Raw genomic sequence first — 25,976 nt, 5'->3', positions numbered from 1 at the left:
AGGCGGGGGCCGGGCGGGACGGCGAGGGGGCCCGGGCGGACGCCGGGGCGGGTGGCGCCGGGAGCGGGGCGGGGCAGGGGGAGACCGCTGGGGAGCCGGCGCGGGCCACGGACCCGGCCGAGGCCGAGGGCACAGCCGAGGCCCCGGGCGAGGGGCGGGGCGAGGAACGGGGAGGGGAGGAGGGACAGAGCCGCGAACAGGCCGCGAAAGGCCGGGGCCAGGACGCGGCCCGGTCCGGGGAGCCGGGTACGGGCAGGATCCTTGCGCGGCCGGAGAACGTGCCCCATGCGACCGGTGCCGCAGAGGAGGACCCGTACGAGATCCTCCCGGCCGAGGACCCGTTCGGCCCCGGCTGGCACGACGACCTCACGCGCGCCTCACACCGGATGGCCCCGCGGGAGCCCGCCGGCCCGCGCGACGTCTCGGACGTCCCCGGGCCACGGCCCGGTTCCGCTCCGGTCCCGCCGGCCTGGCCGCTTTCCCCGGAACCCAGGACGGACGTGCCCGCAGACCAGCCGGAGCCCTGCCCGGACCCCGACCCGGACGGCACGGAACCGCCGCCGGAGGCCCGCTGACCCCACGGCCCCCGGGCCTCAGCCGTTACCGGTCCCCAGGACCCCGCGCAGCTCCTGCGGCAGCAGCTTGTCGCAGGACTGCTTGGCCTCGTGGGTGAGGGCGTCGCTGACGCAGGTGTAGTAGTCGCGGTAGACCAGCTGGACCGTGAACGTCGAGGCGACCAGGACCAGGGCCAGGGACGCCGTGACCAGGCCGCCGATGGCCGCCGTCGTCGGGGTGCGGCCGGTGCCGGGCGGCGGCGCCGGGGTGTCCGGGGCCGGCCGGTGCGGCGTGCCGCGCAGCGCGCTGACGCCCCAGTACAGCGCCAGGACACCCAGCAGCAGGGCCACGTACGGCCAGCTGAACAGGGCGAAGAAGACGGCCCACATGCCGGACAGGAGGGCGTAGCGGGCGCGGCGCTGGACGGGGTCGGTCGGGTCCCAGCGCATGCCGCCGGCCGGTCCGCCGCCGGGGCCCTGGGGGCCGCCGCCGGGCCGCTCGCCGAAGCCGCCGGGGGAGCGGCCGGGCTGACGGTCGCTCCACTGGCTGCCCCAGGGAGAGTCGCCGTGGGGACCGGAGCCCTCGGGGTGGCGGGGCTGCCAGGGCCGGTCCGGGGTGCCCTCGGGCGGTGGCGCGAACGGGTTGTCGTCCTGCTGCCCGTCGCCGTCGCCCCGGGCGCCCTGACCGTCCTGCGGAGCCTCGGGGGGCGAGGCCGGCCGCTCCCGGAGCAGCACGGTGCGACGCTCGCCTCCCGGAGCCGGGCGCGAAGGGAACGTGAGGAGTCGCGGGCTGCGATCGGGCATCAAAAGAGCGTCTTCCCCTGGGTGCATACGGCTGTCCGACATGAGCTTCCACCCCGACAACGCACCGCACGACGACCGCGTTCCCGAGGCTGCCCCTTCGTGATTCCCTGCGAACGCTACCTTCCGGCCACTCCCCCGTCCCGTGGGGGCCTTCCCGACTGCCGGTATCGTTGCTGACGGTCGGCCGCTTCGTAGACTTCCCCGTATCACGGGGTGCGAAGCATTCGTACGAACGTACAACCACCGTCCGGACTCATCGCCACCCCGAGAAAGGGCCCCATCGTGGCCGCCACCCCCGCTGGCCCCGCGGTCAAGCGCCTCGTCGTGCTGGTCTCCGGATCCGGCACCAACCTGCAGGCGCTCCTGGACGAGATCGAGCGCACCGGAGCCGAGCGGTACGGCGCCCGGATCGTCGCCGTAGGGGCCGACCGCACCGGCATCGAGGGGCTCGCCCGCGCCGAGCGGGCCGGGCTGCCGACCTTCGTGTGCAAGGTCAAGGACCACGCGGGCCGCGAGGAGTGGGACGCCGCCCTCGCCGAGGCGGTGGCCGCCTACGAGCCCGACCTCGTGATCTCGGCCGGGTTCATGAAGATCGTGGGCAAGGAGTTCCTCGCGCGCTTCGGCGGCAGGTTCGTCAACACCCACCCGGCCCTGCTGCCCAGTTTTCCCGGAGCCCACGGCGTCCGCGACGCGCTCGCGTACGGCGCCAAGGTCACCGGCTGCACCGTCCACTTCGTCGACGACGGAGTCGACACCGGCCCGATCATCACCCAGGGCGTGGTCGAGGTCCGGGACGAGGACGACGAGAGCGCGCTGCACGAGCGCATCAAGGAAGTCGAGCGAAGGCTGCTCGTCGAGGTCGTGGGGCGGCTCGCCCGCAACGGCTATCGCATTGAGGGACGAAAGGTAGTTATCCAGTGACCGCCACCGCCGAGAGCACCAAGCGGCCCATTCGCCGGGCGCTCGTCAGCGTCTACGACAAGACCGGGCTGGAAGACCTCGCGCGCGGGCTGCACGAGGCCGGTGTGGAGCTGGTCTCCACCGGGTCCACGGCAGGCCGCATCGCCGCCGCCGGTGTCCCCGTCACCAAGGTCGAGGAGCTGACCGGCTTCCCCGAGTGCCTGGACGGCCGGGTCAAGACCCTGCACCCCAAGGTGCACGCGGGCATCCTCGCCGACCTGCGGCTGGACAGCCACCGCGAGCAGCTCGCCCAGCTGGGCGTGGAGCCGTTCGACCTGGTCGTCGTGAACCTCTACCCGTTCCGCGAGACCGTCGCCTCCGGCGCCTCGGACGACGAGTGCGTGGAGCAGATCGACATCGGCGGGCCGTCCATGGTGCGCGCCGCCGCCAAGAACCACCCGTCGGTCGCCGTGGTCACCAGCCCCGGGCGGTACGCCGACGTCCTCGCGGCCGCGCAGGACGGCGGCTTCGACCTCGCCGCCCGCAGGCGGCTGGCCGCCGAGGCCTTCCAGCACACCGCCGCCTACGACGTGGCCGTCGCCTCCTGGTTCGCCTCCTCCTACGCCCCCGTGGACGAGTCGGGCTTCGCGGACTTCCTCGGCGCCACCTACGAGCGCAAGAACACCCTGCGCTACGGCGAGAACCCGCACCAGGACGCCGCCCTCTACGTCGACGGCACGGGCGGCCTCGCCGAGGCCGAGCAGCTGCACGGCAAGGAGATGTCGTACAACAACTACACGGACACGGACGCCGCGCGCCGTGCCGCGTACGACCACGACGAGCCCTGCGTCGCGATCATCAAGCACGCCAACCCCTGCGGCATCGCGGTCGGTTCGGACGTCGCCGAGGCGCACCGCAAGGCGCACGCCTGCGACCCGGTCTCCGCGTACGGCGGCGTGATCGCCGTCAACCGGCCGGTCAGCAAGGAGATGGCCGAGCAGGTCGCGGAGATCTTCACCGAAGTCATCGTCGCCCCGGACTACGAGGAGGGGGCCCTGGAGGCCCTCACCAAGAAGAAGAACATCCGTGTGCTGAAGGCGCCGGGCGCGCCCTGCAACCGGGTCGAGGCCAAGCAGATCGACGGCGGTGTCCTGCTCCAGGTCACCGACCGGCTCCAGGCCGACGGCGACGACCCCGCGAGCTGGACGCTGGCCAGTGGCGAGGCGCTCTCCCCCGAGGAGCTCGGCGAGCTCGCCTTCGCCTGGAAGGCCTGCCGTGCCGTGAAGTCCAACGCGATCCTGCTCGCCAAGGACGGCGCCTCCGTCGGCGTCGGCATGGGCCAGGTCAACCGCGTCGACTCCTGCAAGCTGGCCGTCGAGCGGGCCGGTGAGGAGCGCGCGCGTGGCTCCTTCGCCGCCTCCGACGCCTTCTTCCCCTTCCCCGACGGTCCCGGGATCCTGATCGACGCGGGTGTGCGGGCGATCGTCCAGCCGGGCGGCTCGATCCGTGACGAGCTGGTCGTCGAGGCCGCGAAGAAGGCGGGCGTGACCATGTACTTCACGGGCACGCGCCACTTCTTCCACTGAGCACCGCCGCACGCCGCCGACGGCTTCCGGCTCTCCCCCGAGGGAGCCGGAAGCCGTCGGCGCTGTCAGGTCAGCAGGGGCGCAGGGACCAGATCGGGTCCCAGGTGGCGGTGCCGGCCTGGTACGCCGTCGAGGTCCAGCGGACGCTGCCGTCCTGGTTGTAGAACCGGGCGACCGTGCCGGGCGTCTGGTTGTTGGTGAACGGGCCGTCTCCGGTCCAGTTGTGGACGGCCCAGGTCTGGCACTTGTAGAAGTCGAACCTGGTGCCCTTGACGATCATGCACAGGTGGCCGTAGGCGCAGTCCAGGTCCTTGGCGGCGGCCTTCCCCCGCGGGGCCTCGGTCAGGGTCAGGCCGTTGTACCGGATCTCGTCGGCGGTGACCTTCAGGGGCTTCGGGTGCCCCGCGAGCACCTGGTCGGCCGTGGCCTGGACGCCGGTGACCCGGGTTCCGTCCGGGGCCGCGGCGGTGGCCGCCCCCGTGGAGCCGGCGAGCAGGGCGGTGGCCGCGAGGAGCAGTGCGGCGGGCTTGGCGATGTTCACGTGTTCCCCCATGTGAACGAAACGGTCGGTCGCTCCGCCGTGACGCCGTGACGCCGTGCGGAGTGGTTCCACCGTGCCCGCGGCGCCCGTCCGCCGGTACCTCGGAAGTCTCAGGGTCACTTCTTTCCCGTGGGCGTGTACTCCTTGAGGTAGTGGGCGACACGGGCGCAGTAGTCGCGGTACTGCGGGGGAACTCCGCCCGTGTCGTTCACCTTCTTGTACGACGTCCGGTAGCCGGCGGCGGTGAGCACCCGCTTGTCGCCGGGCAGGCCGTCCTTCAGGTGGGAGTCGATGAAGCACAGGTAGCGGCCCATGGCCGGAATGGACACGGAGGGGGACAGCGGCGGGGTGGGCGTCGCGGACGCGGGGACGCCGTCGTCGCGCATCCACCAGCGCAGGACGGCCGGGGTCCAGCGGGCGATGCCGTACTCCTGCCTGCCGGGGTCGAAGAGGTCCGGGTCGAAGTCGCTCTCGGACTTCAGCATCGCCGCGATGAGCGCGGGCGTGACGTCGGACCGGGCGCAGGCGTGGGCGGAGTCCACGATGAGCCGGCGGTAGGCGACCGGCACGCCCTGGTCGGTGCGCAGTTCCGAGGCGCCGTAGCGCGCGGAGGCGGTGGCGCGGGCGTCGTCGTTGCGGTCCGTGGCCCAGGTGCTGATGCCGTAACCGAGGGCCGCCACGGCGACGGTGGCCGCCGCTGTCGAGGCGATCACCGTCCGCCGGCGTCCGCGGCGCGGGAACAGCCGGAGCGGGCGCGGCGCGCGGCCCGTGCCGGCGGCGGCCTCGACGCGGCGCAGCAGCGCCCCGGTGGTGATGCGCGCCGGGTGGGTACGCGCCAGGCAGTCACGGATGATGTCCCGCCACGCCTGCGCCAGTTCGGGTGACAGACGCAGTTCGTCGGTGCCGCGGGCGTAGGCGGCGGCCGCGTCCCGGCGGGCCGTGGGGGTGGCGCCGGACAGCGGGAAGGAGTCGGTGAGGACGAGGTGGGCGAGGACACCGAAGGCCCAGACGTCGGCGGACGGCCGGATGCGCCGGCCGCGTTCGCCGATCTCCGCCCACAGCAGCTCGGGCGGGGTGTAGTCAGGGGTGGAGAAGGCCGGGGTGTAGGCGTGGGTGCCCTCCAGTTCCGCGGCCATGTTGAAGTCGGCGAGCCGCGCCGAACCGTCCGCCATCAGCAGCACATTGGCCGGTTTCAGATCACCGTGCACCCAGCCCGCACGGTGCAGCTGCGCCAGGCCCTCGCAGATCTGGGCGAGCAGGGCGGGCCCGGCGTCCGGACGGGGCGAGGCGGCGAGCAGGGCGGACAGGGAGCCCTCGGCGCGCTCCAGCACGAGGACGGTGGCGCCGTCGAGAGCGGGACGGGCCGGGTCGTCCACGACGAGACTCTCGTACATCCGGATCAGCCGGGGCCGTGTCAGCCGGCGGTACAGGTCGACCTCGCGCTCGATGAGTTCACGCAGGTGCGTCAGCTGGCGGGGGGTACCCGTGCCGGTGGGCAGGAACTTCAGGGCGGCCGTGCGCGGGAGTTCACGGGCCGCGGAGCTCCTCGCCTCCGCAGCGCCGGAGTCGGAGCCGGAGCCGGAGTCGGAGCCGGAGCCGGGGGCGCCGTCGCCGACCCGCCGCCCCGTGTACACGCTGCCGAAGGCACCCGTCGCGATCGGCTCGCGCACCTCCCAGACGCCGACCCGGTACCCCCGGGGCACCGGCACGGCGTACGGCTCGGTCACCGGGCCGCCCGGCTCACGGACCCGGAACCGGACAGGACGACCAGGTCGTCCTCCCGTACCAGGTCGAAGCGGAGCGCCAGGGAGACCAGGGACTCCTTCTTGCCGTTGAGGCGGGGGCCGGTGTCCGCGGTCTCCGGGCCGGGCTTGAGCCGCAGCTTCACCGCGAGGTAGTCGATGTTCCACTGCACTGAGGTGCGCGAGGCGGCCGGCCAGGCGGGGCGCAGCCGGTCGACGACCTGGTCGACGGTGGGCAGCGGGGCGTGCGGGTCGTCGCGCAGCCGCGGCTCGCACAGGGCGGCCAGGACGGCGAAGTAGCGCTTGGTGCGGTCGACGGAGAAGGCCGGGGCGGTGGTGTCGCCGTCCGGACCGGCGCCGTCGCGCAGATAGTCGTGGCGCGGCGCCCACACCTCGATCATCAGCAGGTCCCCGGCGGCGGGCAGCACGATCCGCGAGAACTCGAACGGGACGGGTGCGCCGAGCCGGCCCGGCCCGACCTTGATGTGCTCCCCGGCCCCCTCCGGGTTCTCCACCACGTACGTGTGCCGTCCGGACAGGTTGCTCAGTATCCAGAACGCGCCCTGGGCGCACAGCTCGCCGGCCCGGCGCGAGACCCCGTCGTGCGGGATCCTCAGATCGTTGCCCGGCGCCCGCCCGAAACTCAGGCGTTCACCGGGGGCGAGCCGGATCTGGGTGCGGTCCTGCCGGCCCTCCGGGGTCGGCGGAGGTACGACGATGATGCTGTACAAGGTGCGGCTCCCCGTGCCTTGCGGCCACCCCGGGCCGGGTACGGCTACCCGAGTCAGACTAGGGGGAGACACCAGAGCCGTGCCTCCCCCTGGACGGGTGAGACACGGCCCTCGGCGTTGAATTGGCGCGAACTGTTCCGTCGCGCGGGCGGGTTCAGTAGCGCGCGCGGTTGAACCACGCCTTGCCGTTGGAGCCACCCACGAAGCAGGCGATCAGGATGGCGAGCACCAGGTGGATGATGCCCAGGATCGTGAACGGGTACAGGGCGAGCACCGCGGTGATGATGCCGAAGACCAGCGTCGTGACGCGCAGGCCGTTGCCGCCGCTGGTGAACTTCGAGGCCAGCACGGCCGCCCACACCAGCCAGGCCAGCGCGAGCACCGCGAAGGCCCACAGCACGCCCACCGGGTAGTTGGACAGCGCCGGGATGGAGTTGTCCTTCTTGACCTTGTCGATGGCCACGGCTGCGAAAGCGAAGATCGCCACGCCGAGGACCTGCAGGCCGACGATCACCCAGAGCATCACCCGGGCCGCGCTGACGTTGCCCGGCATGGCGGTCATCGGGACGCCGGCGCCGTACTGCTGCTGGACGGGCGGCGCCTGCGGGTAGCCGTAGCCGGGCTGCTGGCCCTGCGGGGCGCCGTAGGGGTTGTTCGGGTCGCCGAAGCTCATGGCGGTGTTTCCTCCGTTGATCGAGTGCTGGGGACGAGGCGCGGCACTGCACGGAGGAGAGTTTCTACAGATGCGGTCCGTCCCCCCGTTGAGCTGCCCGCTGCACTGTGCTGCTCATCGTTCTTGACCGGATAGTGGCTTGTCCAGCCGGATGCCCCAGGTGTTGTGCAAGTGCAACATCGTCGATCATCTGCCGACAAGTCTGCCGAAGGGGCGGCACGGCGCCGGGACACCCGGATTGGAACCGGGGCCGGGTCATCCGCGAGGATGGGTGCATGACCGCCCAGATTCTCGATGGCAAGGCCACCGCAGCCGCGATCAAGTCCGATCTGACCGCCCGCGTGGCGGCGCTGAGGGAGCGGGGCGTCACGCCCGGCCTCGGCACGATCCTCGTCGGGGACGACCCCGGCAGCCAGAAGTACGTCGCCGGCAAGCACCGCGACTGCGCGCAGGTCGGCATCGCCTCCATCCAGCGCGAGTTGCCGGCGACAGCGACCCAGGAGGAGATCGAGGCGGTCGTACGCGAGCTGAACGAGGACCCGGCCTGCACCGGCTACATCGTCCAGCTGCCGCTGCCCAAGGGCATCGACGAGAACCGCATCCTGGAGCTGATGGATCCGGCCAAGGACGCCGACGGGCTGCACCCGATGAACCTCGGCCGGCTGGTGCTGAACGAGCCCGCGCCGCTGCCCTGCACCCCCAACGGCATCCTCTCCCTGCTGCGGGCCCACGGCGTGGAGATCAAGGGCGCCGAGGTCGTGGTCGTCGGCCGCGGTGTCACCATCGGCCGGCCGATGCCGCTGCTGCTCACCCGGCGCAGCGAGAACGCCACCGTGACCCAGTGCCACACCGGCACCCGCGATCTGTCCGCCCACCTGAAGCGGGCCGACATCGTCATCGCCGCCGCCGGCTCCCCGCACCTGATCCGCGCCGAGGACGTCAAGCCGGGCGCCGCCGTGCTGGACGTCGGTGTCTCCCGCAACGCCGAGGGCAAGATCCTCGGCGATGTGCACCCCGACGTCGTCGAGGTGGCCGGCTGGATCTCCCCGAACCCCGGCGGCGTGGGCCCGATGACCCGGGCGCAGCTGCTGGTCAACGTGGTCGAGGCGGCGGAGCGCAGTGCCGGCTGAGCAGGCGCACGGCGGTGAGCCGACCGTGCGCGACGCGATCAGCGCCCCGGATGCGCAGGGGCGGCCGCGGCGCGTCACGCGTCGCTTCCCGCGGATCACGAGGGACACCGCGCGGCCCGAGGGCGGCGGCCGGGCGCGGCCCGGCGGCGCCCCGGCCCCGGCGCGGCAGTGGCCCATGCTCGTCGTGCTCGGCGCGGTCGCGCTCGGCCTGCTGCTGACCGCGCTGGACGTGTTCCGCTTCGGCACCCTGCTGATCGGTGCCGCCCTGCTGGCCGGCGCGGTCATGCGCTGGATATTGCCCAGCGTCGGCATGCTCGCCGTACGCTCCCGCTTCACGGACATCGCCACCTACGGCGTGCTGGGTCTCGTGATCGCCCTGCTGGCGATGATGGCTCAGCCCGCCCCGTGGCTACAGATCCCGTTCCTGAAGGACACCCTGCACTTCACCCTCAACCAGTAGGCCCCGGGCACCCCGGGACGGCGGCTCGTCCCCTCCCCCGAGGAGGGACGAGCCGCCGCTGCCGTCCAGCCTTCCGTCCATGAACCGCCTGTTCAACGCCTGTCCATGCGCTGTGGCACGGAAGTGACCGTTCCGCTACGGTGTCCGCGCGCGCCGCCCCATATGGTGTTCCCGTGTCGATGTGTTGACAGTTCGGGATACGTTACGAAGACCCCGTGGCGCTGGGCGCATGACCGCGGCCGCACATGCTCCCGTGCGCCCCCACTCCGGGAACTGGGATCCTTAGGCAGCGCATCCCTGTGGGTAGCCAGCACGGGTACCGGAACGCGGGACGGGCCGGGGGGCCGGGCGCCGGGAACAAGAGCACCGAACCGGGGGGAAGAGGGGGGAAGAGATGCCTCGCTGGAAAGACCTGCCCGAGGAACTGGACCCGCAGATCAAGGAGTTCACCAGCCAGGTACGACGGCTCGTGGACCGTAGCGGCCTGAGCGTCGCGGCGCTCGCCGACCGCACCGGGTACAGCAAGACGTCCTGGGAGCGTTACCTGGGCGGCCGGCTGCTCGCGCCCAAGGGCGCGGTCGTCGCGCTCGCCGAGGTCACCGGCACCAATCCGGTGCACCTGACCACGATGTGGGAGCTGGCCGAACGCGCCTGGAGCCGGGCGGAGATGCGGCACGACCGCACCATGGAGGCGATCCGCATCTCCCAGGCGCGCGCCGCGCTCGGTGACTTCGGGGCGGCGGAGGCGACCGGGGGTCCCTCCGGCCGTAAGGGCGACCGCGCGCGTCCGGCCATGGGCATCGCCGGCCCGGCCGGCGTCTCCCCGACGATCCCCCCGCAGCCGACGGCCCCCGACGCCGACGCCCGCGAGGGCACGGGGCGCGGTCCGGTCGACGGGGACGGCGGGGGGCGCGGTCCGGCCGACCGGGACGGCAGGGGGCATGGGCCGGTCGATCGAGAGGGTGTGGGGCGCGGTCCGGTCGATGGGGACGGTGCGGGGCGTGGCCCGGTCGATCGGGACGCTTCGGCCGCCGGCGCCGGCGCCGGCGCCGACGTCCAGGACGGGACGGGACGCGGTACGGCCGACCGGGACGGGACCGGGCGTGCCGGGACCTCCGGTGGCAACTCCTGGAACCTCGCCGGGTACCAGGGGCCGTCCCGGGCGAGCGCCCGCCCCGGCGGTGGGGCCGGTGCGGGGGACGGTGCGGGGGCCGGTGCGGCTGACGCGAACGGTTCCCGGCCCGCCGCCCCGCCCGGCGGCACCGGCTGGACCCGGAACACGCCGAACCCGTACGACGAGCTGCATCCGCAGCCGCCGGCTCCACGGCCGGGCGGCGGCGCCCCTGCCCCGGGGAGCGCCGGGCGGCAGCGGGTGATCATGTTCGTCGCCGGGCTCGTCGGTGTGCTCGTCGTCATCGGCGCCGTCTACTTCTTCACCGAGCGCGGGGCGAAGCACGAGACCGCCGCCAAGCGGCCGTCCCCGAGCGCCACCCCGCACGTGAGCCCGCCACCCGGGGTCAAGTGCGCCGGCTCCGCCTGCGACGGCAAGGACGCCGAGGCCATGGGGTGCAGCGGCGACCTGGTCACCACCGCGCGGACCGTCACCATCGGCACCACCACCCTGGAGGTCCGTTACAGCAAGGCCTGCGGCACCGCGTGGGGCCGGATCACCGGCGCCGCCCAGGGCGACAGGGTCCAGATCACCGCGGGCAAGGTCCGGCAGACCGGCGAGACCACCACCGTCGGCGACACCATCGCCTACACCCCGATGGTCGCCGTGAACAACGCGGCAGCGGCCAAGGCGTGCGCGAGCCTCGCCTCCGGACGGACGGGCTGCACGAAGTAGGCGGGGGCGAGGAAAGAGGGAGGGTGAAATTCCGGGTGCGGGCGCATGGCGGGGCCGATCCTGGGCACGCGAGGAGTACCCCCCACGGGAGTCCGGCGAATCGGTACCCCCGCCTGGCGGCCGCCGCGTCCTCTCCCCCTCTCCCGGACGCGGCGGCCGCCATCGTGTTCGAGGTGTCCGACTTGTGGGCTGAGCCACATGGCCCGGGACATCTCGCATGCCGGATGCGCGATAGCCTGACCGCTGGATCGATCTCTTGATACCAAGAGATCGATCATCCGCCCGGGGCAGGGACGCCCCACCGCCAGCTGTCATACGGAGAACGCCATGACCCGCACTCCCGTGAACGTCACCGTCACCGGCGCGGCCGGCCAGATCGGTTACGCCCTGCTCTTCCGCATCGCCTCCGGCCAGCTGCTCGGCGCGGACGTGCCGGTCAAGCTGCGCCTCCTGGAGATCACCCCGGCGCTGAAGGCCGCCGAGGGCACGGCCATGGAGCTGGACGACTGCGCCTTCCCGCTGCTGCAGGGCATCGACATCTCCGACGACCCGAACGTCGCCTTCGACGGCGCCAACGTAGCCCTGCTGGTGGGCGCCCGCCCGCGGACCAAGGGCATGGAGCGCGGCGACCTCCTCTCGGCCAACGGCGGCATCTTCAAGCCGCAGGGCAAGGCCATCAACGACCACGCCGCGGACGACATCAAGGTGCTCGTCGTCGGCAACCCGGCCAACACCAACGCCCTCATCGCCCAGGCCGCCGCGCCGGACGTCCCGGCCGAGCGCTTCACCGCGATGACCCGTCTGGACCACAACCGCGCGCTGACCCAGCTCGCGAAGAAGACGGGCACCACGGTCGCCGACATCAAGCGCCTGACCATCTGGGGCAACCACTCCGCCACCCAGTACCCCGACATCTTCCACGCCACGGTCGCCGGCAAGAACGCCGCCGAGACCGTGAACGACGAGAAGTGGCTGGCCGAGGACTTCATCCCGACCGTCGCCAAGCGCGGTGCCGCGATCATCGAGGCCCGCGGTGCCTCGTCGGCCGCCTCCGCCGCCAACGCCGCGATCGACCACGTCCACACCTGGGTCAACGGCACCGCCGAGGGCGACTGGACCTCCATGGGTATCCCGTCGGACGGCTCCTACGGCGTTCCGGAGGGCCTGATCTCCTCCTTCCCGGTCACCGCCAAGGACGGCAAGTACGAGATCGTCCAGGGCCTGGACATCAACGAGTTCTCCCGCGCCCGCATCGACGCCTCCGTCAAGGAGCTCGAGGAGGAGCGCGAGGCGGTTCGCTCGCTCGGCCTCATCTAGTACAAACCTGCGTGGGCCCCGCTTCCGTTTCTCTCGGAGCGGGGCCCACGGGCGTTTACGGCTGCCCGCCCCAGGGCTGGGAGGCCGCCGCCGGGTGCGGGTCCGTCTGGGTCGCTCGCGCGGTTCCCCGCACCCCTTCAGGGCGCCTTCCGTACCCGGCGATCACCACTGCCGTCGCCACCAGCACCACCACTCCCACCGTGCGCAGGGCCGGGCCCATGCCGTGGAGCAGGTCGCTGTGGGCGGACAGGACGGTGCCGGTGACGGCCACGCCCAGGGCGGCACCGGTCTCCCGGGCCGTCGTACCGAGACCCGAGCCGAGGCCCGCCTGATGGGCCGGGAGCGAGGTGACCACGCCGAGGGTCAGGGCCGGCATGGACAGTCCGGCGCCGGCCGAGATGAGCAGCAGCCAGGAGACGAACAGCGCGTAGGGGGTGCCCGCGTCCGCCGTCGACGCGCCGAGCAGGCCGAGGCCGATCAGGGCGAGACCGGAGCCGATGACCGCGCGGGGATGGTCGGCCCAGCGGGTGGCCAGTTTCTGCGCGAGGGCCATCCCGACCGCCAGCGGCATGATCGCGACGCCGGTGAGGGCGGCGCCGAAGCCCTTCACGTCCTGCAGGTACTGCGAGTTGACGAAGAAGAGCGAGAACAGGCCGAAGAAGCCGGTGGCCGTGCCCAGCGAGGCCGCCCGCAGGCGCGCGGAGGCGAAGACACGAGGGTCGAACAGCGGCGCGGACGCGCGCAGGCCGTGCCCGGTGAAGGCGGCGATCAGCAGCGCGCCGGCCGTGAAGGCGCCGAGGATGCGGGCGGAGGTCCAGCCGTAGGCCGGGCCCTCGATGATGCCGAACAGGACCGCGACCAGGCCGGCGGTGAGCAGCAGGGTGCCGAGCGGGTCGGGGCTGCTGCGGGTGGAGCGTTCGGTGCGCGGGACGGTGACCGCGGCGGCCACGGCGAGGACGGCCGCGAGCGGGACCATGACCGCGAACAGCGCCCGCCAGCTGAGGAACTGGCCGGCCAGCCCGCCCCCCAGGTTGCCCGCCGCGCCGCCCAGTCCGAGCGACAGCGTCCAGGCACCCATCGAGCGGGCCCGGTGCTCGGGCGCGGACAGCCGCATCAGGATCGACAGGGTGGCCGGGGTGATCAGCGCGGCCCCGGCCCCGGACAGGCCCCGGCCGGCTATCAGGGCGGCCGGTGCGGAGGCGAGCGCGCTGGTGGCGGCGCCCGCCGCGAACAGGGCGAGCCCGGTGAGCAGGGCACCCTTGCGGCCGTAGCGGTCACCGAGCGCGCCGGCCGGGATGAGCAGGCCCGCGAAGACGATGACGTAGGCGTCGACCGTCCACAGGACCTCGGTGTGGGAGGGGTGCAGGGAGGAGGAACTCAGCTGCGGGATGAGGAGGTTGATGGCGGCGACCATGCTCTGGGCGACCAGGACGCAGGCGCACAGGGCGAGCAGGGTGGGGCGTTTCAGGGCGTGCGGGGGCACGGCTCCTCCCGGGAGCTAGGCGGTGGACGGCGGCTGCGCTCCCACCCGGGGCGTCCGGCACGGGTGTGTGTCGGACGCGGGCGCGGGCGGTGCGCGGATGCGCGGATGCGCGGCGGCATCCGCGGTGCGCTCTGACGTGCTCTCACCGTAGGCTCAGCGGTGACCTGCTTTCCAGTGCAACCTTTGCAAGGAATACCTGCACATGACGCAATCCACCGGGCTGGACCTGAATCTGCTGGTCGCGCTGGACGTGCTGCTGGAGGAGCAGAGCGTGCAGGGCGCCGCGCACCGGCTGCATCTGTCGGAGCCCGCCATGAGCCGCACGCTCGGCCGGATCCGCAAGGCGCTCGGCGATCCCATCCTGGTGCGCGCCGGACGCCAGATGGTGCCCACCCCGCACGCGCTGGCCGTACGGGCCGAGGTGGGCGCGGTGGTGGAGCGGGCCCGGGCCCTGTTCGCGCCGGGCCGGGACGCCGATCTGCGCACGGTGCGGCGCACGTTCACGATCCTCGCCCACGACTCGATGGCCGCCACCCACGGCGCCGCCCTCTTCGCCCGCGCCGCTCGCGAGGCCCCCGGCATCCGCCTGCGCTTTCTGTCCGAGAGCCACGTGGACGCGCCGTTCCTGCGCCAGGGCACCGCCGACCTGGAGGTCGGGGTGATCGACGCGACGGCCCCCGAGGTGCATGTGGAGACGGTGTACGAGGAGCGCATGCTGGGCGTCGTACGGGCCGGGCACCCCCTGCTCGGCGGGGAGCTGACGCCCGAGCGGTTCGCCGGGGAGGCCGGACATCTGATCGTCTCCCGGCGCGGCAAGCAGCACGGACCGATCGACGAGGCGCTGGCCGAGCTGGGCCTGAAGCGCCAGGTGGTGGGCAGCGTCGGCACCTACCCCGCCTCGCTCTTCGTGGTGCGCGAGACCGATCTGATCGGTCTGATCAGCCACTGGGGGCGCCCGCTGGCCGCCATCCTCGGCCTGGTCACCTTCGAGATCCCGCTGCCGCTCCCGGCGGTCGCCGTCGGTTTCGCCTGGCACCCCCGCCATGACGCCGACCCCGCGCACGCCTGGCTGCGCGACTGCGTCCGGGAGTTGATCGTCCGGTCCTCCGGCGCCGGCTAGCCCGTCACCGGGACAGCCGCATCGCGACCCGCACTACTATGTCCGATTTGCTTGCTTTCCTCCTGCTGTTTTCGTGACGCCGCGCACTTTCGGCCGTGAATCACGCATGCCCTCCACCGGGTCGGGGCAGGCGGTGCCGGTCCCCGAGGGTGGCACGTGTGTGACACAGGGGCACGGATCAGGAACGGAAGGCAATACCGATCATGGCGGACAGAACGGAACGACAGGTCCAGGCGACCATCCACGCGGGAGGCGAGTGGCTGGCAGCGATCTCCGGCGCGACCCGCGAGATCCTCGACCCGGCGGACGCCCGGCCGTTCGCCGTGGTCGCCGAGGGCGACGAGAAGGATGCCGAGCGTGCGGTGGCCGCCGCGCGGCAGGCCTTCGACCATGGCCCCTGGCCCGGCACGCCGGTCGCCGAGCGCGCCGCGCTGCTGCGCCGCGTCGCCGACCTCCTCGTGCGCGACCGCGAGGAGCTGGGCCTGCTGGAGAGCCGGGACGCGGGCAAGACCGTCGAGGAGGGCCGTGTCGACATCGACTGTGTCGCCGACGCCTTCCGCTACTTCGCCGACCTGGTCGCCGCCGAGGCCCCGGGCCGGGTGGTCGACGCCGGCTCGCCCGACATCCACAGCGTCGTCGTCCACGAGCCGGTCGGCGTCTGTGCGCTGATCACCCCCTGGAACTACCCCCTTCTCCAGGCCAGCTGGAAGATCGCCCCGGCGCTCGCCGCCGGCAACACCTTCGTGATCAAGCCCAGCGAGATCACCCCGATGACCACCATCGCGCTGATCGACCTGCTGGCCGAGGCCGGGCTGCCCGCCGGAGTCGCCAACATCGTCACCGGCCCCGGCCACACCGTCGGCGCCCGGTTCGCCGAGCACCCCGACGTCGACCTGGTCTCCTTCACCGGCGGCCTGGTCAGCGGCACCAAGGTGGCCCAGGCCGCCGCACCGACCGTGAAGAAGGTCGCCCTCGAACTCGGCGGCAAGAACCCCAACGTGGTCTTCGCCGATGCCTGCGCCACCGAGGAGGGCTTCGACACCGCCGTCGACCAGGCCCTCAACGCCGCCTTCATCCACAGCGGCCAGGTCTGCTCGGCCGGCTCCCGGCTCATCATCGAGGAGTCCGTGCGGGAACGCTTCGTCACGGAACTCGCCCGCCGGGCACGGAAGATCCGGCTCGGGCGCGGCACGGCGGACGGCGTCGAGTGCGGCCCGCTCGTCTCCGAGCAGCAGCGCGCCAAGATCGAGGCGCACATCGCCACCGCGCTCGACGAGGGCGCCGTACTGCGCTGCGGCGGCAAGCGGCCCGAGCCGTCACCGGATCGCCCCGAGACCGGCTACTTCTACGAGCCGACCGTCCTCGACGCCTGCCACCGCGAGATGACCGTCGTACGCGAGGAGGTGTTCGGCCCGGTCCTCACCGTCGAGACCTTCCGCACGGAGGAGGAGGCGGTGCTCCTCGCCAACGACACCGAGTACGGCCTCGCCGGTGCCGTGTGGACCACCGACCCCGGCAGGGCCCGCCGCGTCGCCGGCCGGCTGCGCCACGGCACGGTCTGGATCAACGACTTCCACCCCTACCTGCCGCAGGCGGAGTGGGGCGGCTTCGGCAAGAGCGGCACCGGCCGCGAGCTGGGACCCGCGGGGCTCGCCGAGTACCGCGAGACCAAGCACGTCTACCAGAACCTCGCGCCCAAACCGGTGCGCTGGTTCGCCGGCTGAGCACCTCCCGCGCCGGCGTCAGGACCGCCTCTGTCCCACGCCGTGGTCTTCCCGCGCCGTGGTTTCGACACCCTGGAGTAGTACCCCCATGTCCCACACCCCCCACACCTACGACTACGTCGTCATCGGCGGCGGCACAGCGGGCTCCGTCATCGCCTCCCGCCTCACCGAGAACCCGGACGTCACCGTCGCCGTGATCGAGGGCGGCCCCAGCGACGTCGGCCGCGACGACGTCCTCACCCTGCGCCGCTGGATGGGCCTGCTCGGCGGCGAACTCGACTACGACTACCCCACGGTGGAGCAGCCGCGCGGCAACTCCCACATCCGGCACAGCCGCGCCCGTGTCCTCGGCGGCTGCTCCTCCCACAACACCCTCATCTCCTTCAAGCCGCTGCCCTCCGACTGGGACGAGTGGGAGGAGGCCGGCGCCAAGGGCTGGGGCGCCGTCCCCATGGAGGCCTACTTCGCCCGCCTCAAGAACAACATCGTCTCCGTCGACGAGAAGGACCGGAACGCCATCGCCCGCGACTTCGTCGACGCCGCCCAGTCGGCGCTCGGGGTACCCCGCGTCGAGGGCTTCAACCGCAAGCCGTTCACCGAGGGCGTCGGCTTCTTCGACCTGGCCTACCACCCCGAGGACAACAAGCGGTCCTCGGCGTCGGTGGCGTACCTGCACCCCGTGATGGACGAGCGGCCCAACCTGACCATCCTGCTGGAGACCTGGGCGTACCGGCTGGAGCTGAACGGCACCCGCGCCGAGGGCGTCCACGTGCGCACCAAGGACGGCGAGGAGCTCCTGATCCGCGCCCGGGGCGAGGTCGTGCTGTGCGCGGGCGCCGTCGACACCCCGCGCCTGCTGATGCACTCGGGCATCGGACCGCGCGAGGACCTCCAGGCCCTCGGCATCCCCGTCGTGCACGACCTGCCGGGCGTCGGCGAGAACCTGCTGGACCACCCCGAGTCGGTCATCGTCTGGGAGACCCACGGCCCGATCCCGGAGAACTCCGCGATGGACTCCGACGCGGGCCTGTTCGTGCGCCGCGACCCGCAGAACCCGGGCCCGGACCTGATGTTCCACTTCTACCAGATCCCGTTCACGGACAACCCCGAGCGCCTGGGCTACGAGCGGCCGGAGTTCGGGGTGTCGATGACCCCGAACATCCCCAAGCCGAAGAGCCGCGGCCGGCTGTACCTGACCAGCGCCGACCCGTCCGTGAAGCCCGCCCTGGACTTCAGGTACTTCACCGACGAGGACGACTACGACGGCCAGACCCTCGTCGACGGCATCCGCATCGCCCGTGAGATAGCGAAGGCGGAGCCGCTCGCGGGCTGGCTCAAGCGCGAGGTCTGCCCCGGCCCCGAGGTCCTCGGCGACGCCGAGCTGAGCGAGTACGCCCGCAAGGTCGCACACACCGTCTACCACCCGGCCGGCACCTGCAGGATGGGCGCCGCCGACGACGAACTGGCCGTCGTGGACCCGGAGCTGAGGATCCGCGGTCTGGAGGGCATCCGCATCGCCGATGCCTCGGTGTTCCCCACGATGCCCGCCGTGAACCCGATGATCGGGGTGCTCATGGTCGGGGAGAAGGCCGTCGATCTGATCGGAGGTGACGCCTGATGGCGCTCACGGTTCCCACACGCAAGCCGCCCACCACGACCGAGCCCGTCTTCTCGGTGTCCGGCCTGTGGAAGGTGTTCGGCCCCAAGCCGGAGCGGATTCCCGCCGACCCGGAGCTCAGCACGCTGGACCCGGCCGACCTGCGCGACCGCACGGGGTGTACGGCGGCCGTCCGGGACGTCTCCTTCGACGTCCGCAAGGGTGAGGTCTTCGTGGTCATGGGCCTGTCGGGCTCCGGCAAGTCCACGCTGGTCCGCTGCCTCACCCGCCTCATCGAACCGACCGCCGGCACCATAGCCATCGACGGCGAGGACGTCCGCGCCATGGACAAGGGCCGCCTGCGCGAACTGCGCCGCCACCGGGCCGCCATGGTCTTCCAGCACTTCGGCCTGCTCCCGCACCGCACCGTCCTCGACAACGTGGCCTACGGCCTGGAGATCCAGGGCGTCGGCAGGTCCGAACGGCGCGAGCGAGCCGCCGAGGTCGTCGCCAAGGTCGGCCTCGAAGGCATGGAACAGCGCCGCCCCGGCCAGCTGTCGGGCGGCCAGCGGCAGCGCGTGGGACTGGCCCGTGCGCTGGCCGTGGACCCCGAAGTGCTGCTGTTCGACGAGCCGTTCAGCGCCCTCGACCCGCTCATCCGGCGCGACATGCAGGACGAGGTGGTCCGCCTGCACCGCGAGGAGGGCCGCACGATGGTCTTCATCACCCACGACCTCACCGAGGCCCTGAAGCTCGGCGACCGCATCGCGCTGATGCGCGACGGCCGCGTGGTCCAGCTCGGCACCCCCGAGGAGATCGTCGGGTCCCCGGCCGACGACTACGTCCGCGAGTTCGTCCGGGACGTGCCGCGCGAGCAGGTGATGACCTGCCGCACGGCCATGCGCCCCGCCGCCGCGGACGACAGGGCGAACGGACCGGCGGTCAGCCCGCAGGCCACGGTCGCCGAGGCCATCGAGGCGGTGGCACGCGCGGGCGCGCCGGCCCGGGTGATGGACGAGGGCAGGTGCCTGGGCGTCGTGGACCACGAACAGCTGCTGGACGTGGTGGCCGGCGTCACCACCCTCGCACCCGCCGCCGCGGACGCCGACGACGCCCCCGAAGCGGCACCCGGCGAGCGCCGGCAGGCGGACCCGCCCGCCCCGCGCACCAGCCAGGAGGACGCCGGCACCAGCCCGGAGGACGCTGCCCCCATCACCCCGGAGGCCGTCTGATGGCAACGCTCAGTCTCCCGACCTCCAGTACCGGCGAACCCCGCATGCTGAAGAGCCGGGCCGCGGGCAAACTCCTCCTGCTCGCGCTCTTCGCCGCGGTCCTGGCCCCCTGGGCCGCCACCCACTGGCCCGGCGCCGCCTGGCCCCACGCGCTGACCGTCAGCCTCGACAAACCCCTCGCCACGGCCAGCAACTGGGTCATCGACAACCGGGACAGCCACCCCCTGTTCCTGTACTTCTTCGGCTACGTCAGCAACGCGGTCGTCCTCTCCGTACGAGCCGTCTACGTCGCCCTGCTCGCCGCCGGCTGGACCGGCGTCACCGTCCTCGGCGCCCTGGTCGCCTGGCGCGTGGCCGGCGTCCGCCTGGCCGCCGGCACGGCGATCGCCTTCCTGGCCTGCGGAGCACTGGGCATGTGGGTCCCGACCATGCAGACCCTCGCGCTCATGGTCGTGGCGGTCCTCGCCTCGGCGATCGTCGGCGCGGTCCTCGGCCTCGCCGCCGGCCTCTCCGACCGGCTCGACCGCGCCCTGCGCCCGGTCCTGGACACCATGCAGGTGCTCCCGGCCTTCGCCTACCTCCTCCCCGTCGTCCTGGTCTTCGGCATCGGCGTCCCCGCGGCCGTACTCGCCACCGTCGTGTACGCCGCCCCGCCGATGGCCCGCCTCACCGCGCTCGGTCTGCGCGGCGCCGACCCCGAAGTCCTGGAGGCCGTGGAGTCGCTCGGCGCGACCCGCCGCCAGCGGCTGCTGACCGCCCGGATCCCGCTGGCCCGGGGAGAGCTCCTCCTCGGCCTCAACCAGACGATCATGATGGCGCTGTCCATGGCCGTCATCGCCGCGGTCATCGGGGCCGGCGGCCTCGGCGACCGCGTCTACCAGGCGCTCGCCTCGGTCGACGTGGGCCAGGCCCTCGCCGCCGGCATCCCGATCGTGCTGCTGGCGATCGTGCTGGACCGGGTGACCGCGGCCGCCGGAGCCGGCACCGGGGACACCCGCAACCGCGCCATCGGCTGGCCCTACGCCCTCGCCGTCACCGTGGCCGTCGCCCTGGCCGCCCGGCTCCTCGGCCGACTCGACTGGCCCACCGGCTGGACCCTGGACATCGCCGAACCGGTCAACCACGCCGTCGACTGGATGACCAACCACCTCTACTCCGGCGTCCCCGTCATCGGCGGCACGGCCGACTGGGCGGGCCACTTCACCACCTGGATCCTGGACCCCGTCCGCGGCGGCCTGCAGTGGCTGCCCTGGTGGTCGGTGCTGCTGATCGTCGCCGCCCTGGCCTGGTCGATCGGCACCTGGCGCACCGCCCTGACCGCCGTACTCGCCATGGCCGCGATCGGGGTGCTCGGGGTGTGGGGGCCGGCCCTCGACACGCTCTCCCAGGTGCTGGCCGCGGTCGGCGTCACGCTGGTCCTCGGGTTCGCGACCGGTATCGCCGCCGCCCGCAGCGAACGCGTCGAACGCGCCCTGCGCCCGGTCCTGGACGTGTTCCAGACCATGCCGCAGTTCGTGTACCTGATCCCGGTCGTCGCCCTGTTCGGCGTCGGCCGCGCCCCCGCCGTCGCCGCGGCCGTCGTCTACGCCCTCCCGGCCGTCGTCCGGATCACCGCGCAGGGCCTGCGCCAGGTCGACCCGGCCGCGCTGGAGTCGGCGCGCTCGCTCGGCGCGACCGGCCGTCAGCAGCTGTGGCAGATCCAGCTCCCGCTCGCCAGGCGCTCGTTGCTGCTCGCCGTCAACCAGGGCGTGGTCCTGGTGCTCGCCGTCGTCATCATCGGCGGCCTGGTCGGCGGCGGCGCGCTCGGCTACAACGTCGCCTTCGGCCTCGCCCAGGGCGACCTGGCGACCGGTCTGGTGGCCGGTGCCGCGATCGTCTGCCTCGGCCTGATGCTGGACCGGGTGACCCAGCCGACGCAGCGACGCACGAGGAAGGGAGCCTGACATGCGACGTCGTACGACTGTCCTGACCGCGACCGCAGTGGCGGGCTCGCTGGCGCTGCTCACCGGCTGCGGCGCCGCCGACATGACCAAGCAGGCCTCGCCCTTCGCGAACGCGGGGGGCACGAAGTCCGTGACCCTGTCCGTGCAGTCCTGGGTGGGCGCCCAGTCCAACGTGGCCGTCGCCCGGTACCTGCTGGAACACAAGCTCGGGTACCGCGTGGACACCGTCCAGGTCGACGAGGTGCCCGCCTGGGACGCGCTCAGCCAGGGCCGGGTGGACGCCATCATGGAGGACTGGGGCCACCCGGACCAGGAGAAGCGGTACGTCGAGGACAAGAAGACCATCGCCCACGGCGGCGACCTCGGCGTGACCGGTCACATCGGCTGGTTCGTGCCGACGTACCTCGCCAAGCAGCACCCGGACATCACGAACTGGAAGAACCTCAACAAGTACGCCTCCCTGTTCCGCACCGCGGAGAGCGGCGGCAAGGGCCAGCTGATGGACGGCTCCCCGTCGTACGTCACCAACGACAAGGCCCTGGTGAACAACCTGAAGCTGGACTACCAGGTGGTCTTCGCCGGTTCCGAGGCGGCGCAGATCACCCAGATGAAACAGTTCGCCAAGGAGAAGAAGCCCTTCCTGACCTACTGGTACGCGCCTCAGTGGCTGTTCAAGAAGGTCCCGCTGACCGAGGTGAAGCTGCCGCCGTACAAGGACGGCTGCGACGCGGACCCGGCGAAGATCACCTGCGCCTATCCGCACACCCCGCTGCAGAAGTACCTCAACGCGGACTTCGCCAGGTCGGGCGGCAAGGCGGCGGCCTTCCTGAAGAAGTTCCGGTGGACGACCGAGGACCAGGACGAGGTGTCCCTGATGATCGCCGACCAGAAGCTGTCGCCCGAGGACGCGGCGAAGAAGTGGGTCGACAGCCACCCCTCCGTGTGGAAGCGGTGGCTGTCCTGAACCGCCTTATCGCAGGAGACCGTCGGCGATCTCGCGCAGCGCGGCCGTCGCCTTCCTGTGCAGTCCCGACGCGAACGTGATGCGAGTGGCCCCGAGTGCGCCGAGTTCGGCGGGCGAGGGGCCCTCGCCGTCCAGGCGGGCGTTGATGTTGACCGGGCCCTGGATCCCGGCCCGCAGCAGCGGCAGCACGTCCGCCGGGGCGAGGATCGGGTAGACGCAGTCCGCGCCCGCCGCCACGTACAACGCGGCCCGCTCCATGGCCCGTTCGGGATCCTTGTCGCCGTGCACGAAGGTGTCGATGCGGGCGTTGACGAACAGCGCGTCCGCGGCGGCCGTGCGCACCTCGGCGAGGAACTCGGCCTGCTCGCGCGGGTCCTTGAGGACACCCCCGTCGGAGTCCTCAAGGTTGCACCCGACGGCACCCGCCTCCAGCAGCCGCTCCACCAGCTCCTTCGGCGCGAGCCCGTAGCCGCCCTCGACGTCCGCCGAGACCGGCACGTCCACCGCCCGCGTGATCCGGGCGACCGCGGTGAACATCTCGTCGGCCGGGGTCGACCCGTCCGCGTATCCGAGCGAGGCCGCCACCCCGGCGCTCGGCGTGGCCAGCGCCGGGAACCCCGCCTCCGCGAAGACGCGCGCACTCGCCGCGTCCCAGGGCCCGGGCAGGACCAGCGGATCGCCCTGTGCGCGCCGCAGATGCAGCGAACGGAAGATGTCTGCCTTGCTCATGAACCGGTGCCCTCCAGGCTCGCTCACGGCTGGTGACCCCCCGGAGGGACACGACGGCTGACCATGATCCGGTTCCAGCCGTTGATGGCGGTGATCAGGCCGATGAGATGGGCGAGTTCGGACTCGTCGAAGACCTTGGCGGCGCTCTCGTACACCTCGTCCGGCACGAAGCCCTCGGTCAGCACGGTGACCGCCTCGGTCAGCGCCAGCGCGGCCCGCTCCCGTTCGCTGTAGAGGTCCTCGGTCTCCTCCCAGGCGTTGAGGAGCTGGACGCGGTCCTCCGACTCCCCGTTGTTCCGGGCCGCCTTCAGGTGCATGTCGAGACAGAAGGCGCAGTGGTTGAGCTGCGAGGCGCGGATCATGACCAGCTCGGCGAGGACCGGATCGCCGAGTCCCCGCTTGGCGGCCGCGCTGAGCGCGGACATCGCCTGGCCGACCTCCCGGTCCAGCAGCTGCGTACGGCTCACGTGTGCTGCCCCGGCCGGTAGTGCCCCGGGGTCATCCGGGTGGTCACGCCGAACCGGTTCCAGGCGTTGATCACCGTGATCGCGGCGATCAGCTGGGCCAGCTCGGCCTCCTCGAACCGCTTGGCGGCCCTCTCGTACACCTCGTCCGGCACGAAGCCGTCCGTCAGGACCGTGATCGCCTCGGTGAGCTCGATCGCCGCCAGCTCCTTCTCCGTGTAGAAGTGCCGCGACTCCTCCCACGCGCTGAGCTGCACGATCCGCTCCACGCTCTCACCGGCCGCGAGCGCGTCCTTGGTGTGCATGTCGAGGCAGAAGGCGCAGTGGTTGAGCTGCGAGGCACGGATCTTCACCAGCTCGTACAGCGTAGGGTCCAGGCCCTGCCTGGCGGCGGTGTCCAGGCGGATCATGGCCTTGTAGACCTCGGGGGCGTGCTTGGCCCAGGCCAGCCGGGGGGCCTGCTCGCCGGCGTACTCGACGTTTTCCTGTGTGCTGCTCATGCTTCGACCCTAGGAGTGAGGCAGCCCAGGAGTATGGTCCATTTCCATGGTGGAATCCTGGGCCACTCTGGGCGTCGACCTGCACCTCGAACCGACCGGCGCGGGCGGCCTGCGCCGGGGGCTGACCGACGCCCTGCGGGACGCCGTCCGCAGCGGGCGCCTCGCCGCCGGCACCCGCCTGCCCTCCTCCCGGTCCCTCGCCGCCGACCTCGGCATCGCCCGCAACACCGTCGCCGAGGCCTACGCCGACCTCGTGGCGGAGGGCTGGCTGACCGCCCGGCAGGGCTCCGGCACCCGGGTGGCGGAGCTGGCGGCCACCTCGCCCCCGGGCAGGAACGCGGGGCCGCGGCACCGGGAACCCGCCCGTCCGGAGTACAGCCTCCTCCCCGGCGCCCCCGACCTCGCCGCCTTCCCGCGCGCCGAGTGGCTCAAGGCCGCCCGCCGCGCCCTCACCACCGCCCCCTACCAGGCCCTCGGCTACGGCGACCCGCGCGGCCTGCGCGAACTGCGCACCGCCCTGGCCGGGTACCTCGCGCGCGTGCGTGGTGTCCGCACCGACCCGGAGAGCGTGCTGATCACCTCCGGCTTCGCGCACGCCCTGCGCATCGCCGGGACGGTCCTCGCGGCCCGCGGGGTGCGCACGGTGGCGGTCGAGTCGTACGGCCTCGACGCCTACCGGGGCCTGCTGCAGCGGTCCGGCCACGTCACCCCCGCCCTCCCGTACGACGAACTCGGCACCGACACCCGGGCGTCGGGCGACGCCGGTGCGGTGCTGCTGACACCGGCCCACCAGTTCCCCATGGGCACGCCCCTGCACCCCGACCGGCGGGCCGCCGTCGTGGACTGGGCGCGGCGCACCGGCGGGCTGGTCCTGGAGGACGACTACGACGGCGAGTTCCGCTACGACCGCCAGCCCGTCGGCGCCCTCCAGGGCCTCGACCCCGACCGTGTGGTCTACTTCGGCACCGCCAGCAAGTCCCTGGCCCCCGGGCTGCGGCTGGGCTGGATGGTGCTGCCCCCGGCCGTGGCGGAGGAGGCGGCCTCGGCCAAGGGCGGCACCGACACCGTCGGGGTGCTCGAACAGCTCACCCTCGCCGAGTTCATCACCTCCGGCGCGTACGACCGTCACGTCCGCTCCTCCCGGCTGCGCTACCGGCGCCGCCGCGACGCCCTCGCCACGTCCGTGACCGCCCGCGCGCCCGAGGTGGCGGTCACCGGGATCGCCGCCGGTCTGCACGCGGTGCTGCGCCTGCCGGCGGGCATGGAACAGTCGGTGGTCCAGGCCGCGGCCTGGCAGGGCCTGGCCCTGCACGGCCTGTCCCTCCACCGCCACCCGCAGGCCGTCGCCGAGCCGTTGGACGCCTTGGTCGTGGGGTACGCGACCCCTCCGGACAGCGCGTGGGCGGGAGCCCTGGACGCGTTGTGCCGGGTGCTGCCGTAGGCGGGAGCGACACCGCTGGGACACGCGGTCCCGCTCACCCCGCATCCGGCGGGCCCCCGGCGGACGCCGAGGGCACCTCAGCGAGGTGGCGGCGGAACCCGACCCCAGGAAGCGGCTCCCTCTGCTCTTCGTCGAAGCCATCAGGTCGGCCACGGCCGACCCGCTCGAGGCCGCGCTGCTCGCCACCGCGACCCACCCCCAGGTGGCGGCGGCCCTGCGCCGGGTGACGGAGCGCAGGGTGGCGTACATCGCCCAGCTCTTCGCCGACCTCGGCTTCCCCGAACCGGAGGCCCGCCGCCGCGGGCTGCTCGCGTACACCGTCTATCTGGGCCACGCCCAACTCGGCCACGCCGCGCCCTCGGTGCTGCCCCCGGAGGAGAGCGGGGAGTTCAGCGCGTATCTCAGCGAGGCACTCGACGTGTTGATGACGCGCCACGCGAGCACCACGGGCACGGCACCTCTCGACGACCACAGGGCATCAGAAACTCCCTGAGC

At 72.8% G+C, this 25,976-nt stretch carries 23 protein-coding genes and 1 pseudogene; 15 read left to right on the top strand and 9 right to left on the bottom strand.

Annotated elements, in window-relative coordinates:
• Positions 1-575 (top strand): annotated as a pseudogene (locus IO33_RS51690) (hypothetical protein); the annotation flags it as partial.
• 18 nt (positions 576-593) lie between these two features.
• Here IO33_RS51690 and IO33_RS0113545 read toward each other — a convergent pair.
• The gene (locus IO33_RS0113545) at positions 594-1,358 is read right to left on the bottom strand and encodes a hypothetical protein (protein WP_031164202.1); all 765 of its coding nucleotides are present in this window, start codon (positions 1,356-1,358) and stop codon (positions 594-596) included.
• Positions 1,359-1,640: 282 nt separating this feature from the next.
• Here IO33_RS0113545 and purN point away from each other — a divergent pair, with 282 nt between their 5' ends.
• Both purN and purH read left to right on the top strand, forming a co-directional pair.
• Complete coding sequence (gene purN, locus IO33_RS0113540) at positions 1,641-2,279, top strand: phosphoribosylglycinamide formyltransferase (protein ID WP_031164200.1); 639 nt, start codon at positions 1,641-1,643, stop codon at positions 2,277-2,279.
• Positions 2,276-3,844 carry a bifunctional phosphoribosylaminoimidazolecarboxamide formyltransferase/IMP cyclohydrolase gene (gene purH / locus IO33_RS0113535; RefSeq protein ID WP_031164198.1) on the top strand — a complete coding sequence of 523 codons (1,569 nt, stop codon included), beginning with the start codon at positions 2,276-2,278 and terminating at the stop codon, positions 3,842-3,844. The genes purN and purH overlap by 4 nt, the downstream gene beginning before the upstream one ends.
• A 70-nt stretch (positions 3,845-3,914) precedes the next feature.
• Here the strand turns inward: purH and IO33_RS0113530 are convergent, their stop codons facing one another.
• The 4 genes from IO33_RS0113530 to IO33_RS0113515 all read right to left on the bottom strand — a co-directional run bounded on the left by IO33_RS0113530 (position 3,915) and on the right by IO33_RS0113515 (position 7,531).
• Positions 3,915-4,385 (bottom strand): hypothetical protein, encoded by a 471-nt coding sequence (locus IO33_RS0113530; RefSeq protein WP_031164195.1) that lies wholly within the window; start codon positions 4,383-4,385, stop codon positions 3,915-3,917.
• A gap of 116 nt (positions 4,386-4,501) precedes the next feature.
• Entirely contained in the window at positions 4,502-6,112 is a 1,611-nt protein-coding gene (locus tag IO33_RS0113525; RefSeq protein WP_031164192.1) for a protein kinase domain-containing protein, read from the bottom strand.
• On the bottom strand, positions 6,109-6,858 hold the full coding sequence (locus IO33_RS0113520; protein ID WP_031164190.1) for an FHA domain-containing protein: 750 nt from the start codon (positions 6,856-6,858) through the stop codon (positions 6,109-6,111). The genes IO33_RS0113525 and IO33_RS0113520 overlap by 4 nt, the downstream gene beginning before the upstream one ends.
• Before the next feature lie 154 nt (positions 6,859-7,012).
• A complete protein-coding gene (locus tag IO33_RS0113515) occupies positions 7,013-7,531 on the bottom strand; it encodes a hypothetical protein (RefSeq protein ID WP_031164188.1) in 519 nt (172 codons plus the stop codon).
• Positions 7,532-7,806: 275 nt separating this feature from the next.
• Between IO33_RS0113515 and IO33_RS0113510 the strand changes: the two genes are divergently transcribed.
• The 4 genes from IO33_RS0113510 to IO33_RS0113495 all read left to right on the top strand — a co-directional run bounded on the left by IO33_RS0113510 (position 7,807) and on the right by IO33_RS0113495 (position 12,284).
• Complete coding sequence (locus tag IO33_RS0113510; RefSeq protein WP_031164186.1) at positions 7,807-8,661, top strand: bifunctional methylenetetrahydrofolate dehydrogenase/methenyltetrahydrofolate cyclohydrolase; 855 nt, start codon at positions 7,807-7,809, stop codon at positions 8,659-8,661.
• On the top strand, positions 8,651-9,121 hold the full coding sequence (locus IO33_RS0113505) for a DUF3017 domain-containing protein (RefSeq protein WP_031164184.1): 471 nt from the start codon (positions 8,651-8,653) through the stop codon (positions 9,119-9,121). The genes IO33_RS0113510 and IO33_RS0113505 overlap by 11 nt, the downstream gene beginning before the upstream one ends.
• A gap of 394 nt (positions 9,122-9,515) precedes the next feature.
• Positions 9,516-10,967: an XRE family transcriptional regulator gene (locus IO33_RS0113500; RefSeq protein WP_031164182.1), complete on the top strand. Its 1,452-nt coding sequence runs from the start codon at positions 9,516-9,518 to the stop codon at positions 10,965-10,967.
• A gap of 327 nt (positions 10,968-11,294) precedes the next feature.
• Entirely contained in the window at positions 11,295-12,284 is a 990-nt protein-coding gene (locus tag IO33_RS0113495) for a malate dehydrogenase (RefSeq protein ID WP_031164180.1), read from the top strand.
• Between the two features lie 55 nt (positions 12,285-12,339).
• On the opposite strand, the gene IO33_RS0113490 is transcribed toward IO33_RS0113495, so the two are convergent.
• Complete coding sequence (locus tag IO33_RS0113490) at positions 12,340-13,767, bottom strand: MFS transporter (RefSeq protein ID WP_078963569.1); 1,428 nt, start codon at positions 13,765-13,767, stop codon at positions 12,340-12,342.
• Between the two features lie 202 nt (positions 13,768-13,969).
• On the opposite strand from IO33_RS0113490, the gene IO33_RS0113485 reads away from it, so the two are divergent.
• The 6 genes from IO33_RS0113485 (at position 13,970) to IO33_RS0113460 (ending at position 22,347) form a co-directional block, all read left to right on the top strand.
• Positions 13,970-14,887 (top strand): LysR family transcriptional regulator, encoded by a 918-nt coding sequence (locus IO33_RS0113485; protein ID WP_031164174.1) that lies wholly within the window; start codon positions 13,970-13,972, stop codon positions 14,885-14,887.
• 203 nt (positions 14,888-15,090) lie between these two features.
• Entirely contained in the window at positions 15,091-16,611 is a 1,521-nt protein-coding gene (locus tag IO33_RS0113480) for an aldehyde dehydrogenase family protein (protein WP_031164172.1), read from the top strand.
• An 88-nt stretch (positions 16,612-16,699) separates the two neighbouring features.
• Positions 16,700-18,229: a GMC family oxidoreductase gene (locus IO33_RS0113475; RefSeq protein WP_031164170.1), complete on the top strand. Its 1,530-nt coding sequence runs from the start codon at positions 16,700-16,702 to the stop codon at positions 18,227-18,229.
• Positions 18,229-19,440 (top strand): quaternary amine ABC transporter ATP-binding protein, encoded by a 1,212-nt coding sequence (locus tag IO33_RS0113470; protein ID WP_051926652.1) that lies wholly within the window; start codon positions 18,229-18,231, stop codon positions 19,438-19,440. The genes IO33_RS0113475 and IO33_RS0113470 overlap by 1 nt, the downstream gene beginning before the upstream one ends.
• The gene (locus IO33_RS0113465) at positions 19,440-21,383 is read left to right on the top strand and encodes an ABC transporter permease (protein WP_031164165.1); all 1,944 of its coding nucleotides are present in this window, start codon (positions 19,440-19,442) and stop codon (positions 21,381-21,383) included. The genes IO33_RS0113470 and IO33_RS0113465 overlap by 1 nt, the downstream gene beginning before the upstream one ends.
• 1 nt (position 21,384) lies before the next feature.
• Complete coding sequence (locus IO33_RS0113460) at positions 21,385-22,347, top strand: ABC transporter substrate-binding protein (RefSeq protein WP_031164162.1); 963 nt, start codon at positions 21,385-21,387, stop codon at positions 22,345-22,347.
• Between the two features lie 6 nt (positions 22,348-22,353).
• Here IO33_RS0113460 and IO33_RS0113455 read toward each other — a convergent pair whose 3' ends face one another.
• Genes IO33_RS0113455 through IO33_RS0113445 form a run of 3 tightly spaced genes read right to left on the bottom strand, consistent with a single transcriptional unit; the run spans position 22,354 to position 24,040 of the window.
• Positions 22,354-23,076, bottom strand: a complete 723-nt coding sequence (locus tag IO33_RS0113455; protein WP_031164161.1) for an isocitrate lyase/PEP mutase family protein — start codon at positions 23,074-23,076, stop codon at positions 22,354-22,356.
• Between the two features lie 23 nt (positions 23,077-23,099).
• Positions 23,100-23,543 (bottom strand): carboxymuconolactone decarboxylase family protein, encoded by a 444-nt coding sequence (locus tag IO33_RS0113450; protein WP_031164159.1) that lies wholly within the window; start codon positions 23,541-23,543, stop codon positions 23,100-23,102.
• Positions 23,540-24,040 (bottom strand): carboxymuconolactone decarboxylase family protein, encoded by a 501-nt coding sequence (locus tag IO33_RS0113445; protein ID WP_031164156.1) that lies wholly within the window; start codon positions 24,038-24,040, stop codon positions 23,540-23,542. Before IO33_RS0113445 ends, IO33_RS0113450 begins: the two co-directional genes overlap by 4 nt.
• 46 nt (positions 24,041-24,086) lie before the next feature.
• Between IO33_RS0113445 and pdxR the strand changes: the two genes are divergently transcribed.
• Both pdxR and IO33_RS0113435 read left to right on the top strand, forming a co-directional pair.
• Entirely contained in the window at positions 24,087-25,481 is a 1,395-nt protein-coding gene (pdxR, locus tag IO33_RS0113440) for a MocR-like pyridoxine biosynthesis transcription factor PdxR (protein ID WP_031164154.1), read from the top strand.
• A gap of 85 nt (positions 25,482-25,566) precedes the next feature.
• Entirely contained in the window at positions 25,567-25,974 is a 408-nt protein-coding gene (locus tag IO33_RS0113435; protein ID WP_209438849.1) for a hypothetical protein, read from the top strand.
• The last annotated feature ends 2 nt before the right edge of the window (positions 25,975-25,976 follow it).

Origin of the sequence: Streptomyces durhamensis, assembly GCF_000725475.1 — a bacterium.
Lineage (GTDB): Bacteria > Actinomycetota > Actinomycetes > Streptomycetales > Streptomycetaceae > Streptomyces > Streptomyces filipinensis.
Note: the sequence above shows the minus strand (reverse complement) of the source record. Positions and strands in the feature narration are given on the sequence as shown.

What these genes read in the sequence shown, in the direction of transcription:
- IO33_RS0113485 (WP_031164174.1), top strand. Translation starts at nt 13,970, where the DNA reads ATGACGCAATCCACCGGGCTGGACCTGAATCTGCTGGTCGCGCTGGAC.
- IO33_RS0113515 (WP_031164188.1), bottom strand. Translation starts at nt 7,531, where the DNA reads ATGAGCTTCGGCGACCCGAACAACCCCTACGGCGCCCCGCAGGGCCAG.
- IO33_RS0113470 (WP_051926652.1), top strand. Translation starts at nt 18,229, where the DNA reads ATGGCGCTCACGGTTCCCACACGCAAGCCGCCCACCACGACCGAGCCC.
- IO33_RS0113465 (WP_031164165.1), top strand. Translation starts at nt 19,440, where the DNA reads ATGGCAACGCTCAGTCTCCCGACCTCCAGTACCGGCGAACCCCGCATG.
- IO33_RS0113500 (WP_031164182.1), top strand. Translation starts at nt 9,516, where the DNA reads ATGCCTCGCTGGAAAGACCTGCCCGAGGAACTGGACCCGCAGATCAAG.
- IO33_RS0113495 (WP_031164180.1), top strand. Translation starts at nt 11,295, where the DNA reads ATGACCCGCACTCCCGTGAACGTCACCGTCACCGGCGCGGCCGGCCAG.
- IO33_RS0113480 (WP_031164172.1), top strand. Translation starts at nt 15,091, where the DNA reads ATGGCGGACAGAACGGAACGACAGGTCCAGGCGACCATCCACGCGGGA.
- IO33_RS0113455 (WP_031164161.1), bottom strand. Translation starts at nt 23,076, where the DNA reads ATGAGCAAGGCAGACATCTTCCGTTCGCTGCATCTGCGGCGCGCACAG.
- IO33_RS0113445 (WP_031164156.1), bottom strand. Translation starts at nt 24,040, where the DNA reads ATGAGCAGCACACAGGAAAACGTCGAGTACGCCGGCGAGCAGGCCCCC.
- IO33_RS0113510 (WP_031164186.1), top strand. Translation starts at nt 7,807, where the DNA reads ATGACCGCCCAGATTCTCGATGGCAAGGCCACCGCAGCCGCGATCAAG.
- IO33_RS0113460 (WP_031164162.1), top strand. Translation starts at nt 21,385, where the DNA reads ATGCGACGTCGTACGACTGTCCTGACCGCGACCGCAGTGGCGGGCTCG.
- IO33_RS0113475 (WP_031164170.1), top strand. Translation starts at nt 16,700, where the DNA reads ATGTCCCACACCCCCCACACCTACGACTACGTCGTCATCGGCGGCGGC.
- IO33_RS0113545 (WP_031164202.1), bottom strand. Translation starts at nt 1,358, where the DNA reads ATGCCCGATCGCAGCCCGCGACTCCTCACGTTCCCTTCGCGCCCGGCT.
- pdxR (WP_031164154.1), top strand. Translation starts at nt 24,087, where the DNA reads ATGGTGGAATCCTGGGCCACTCTGGGCGTCGACCTGCACCTCGAACCG.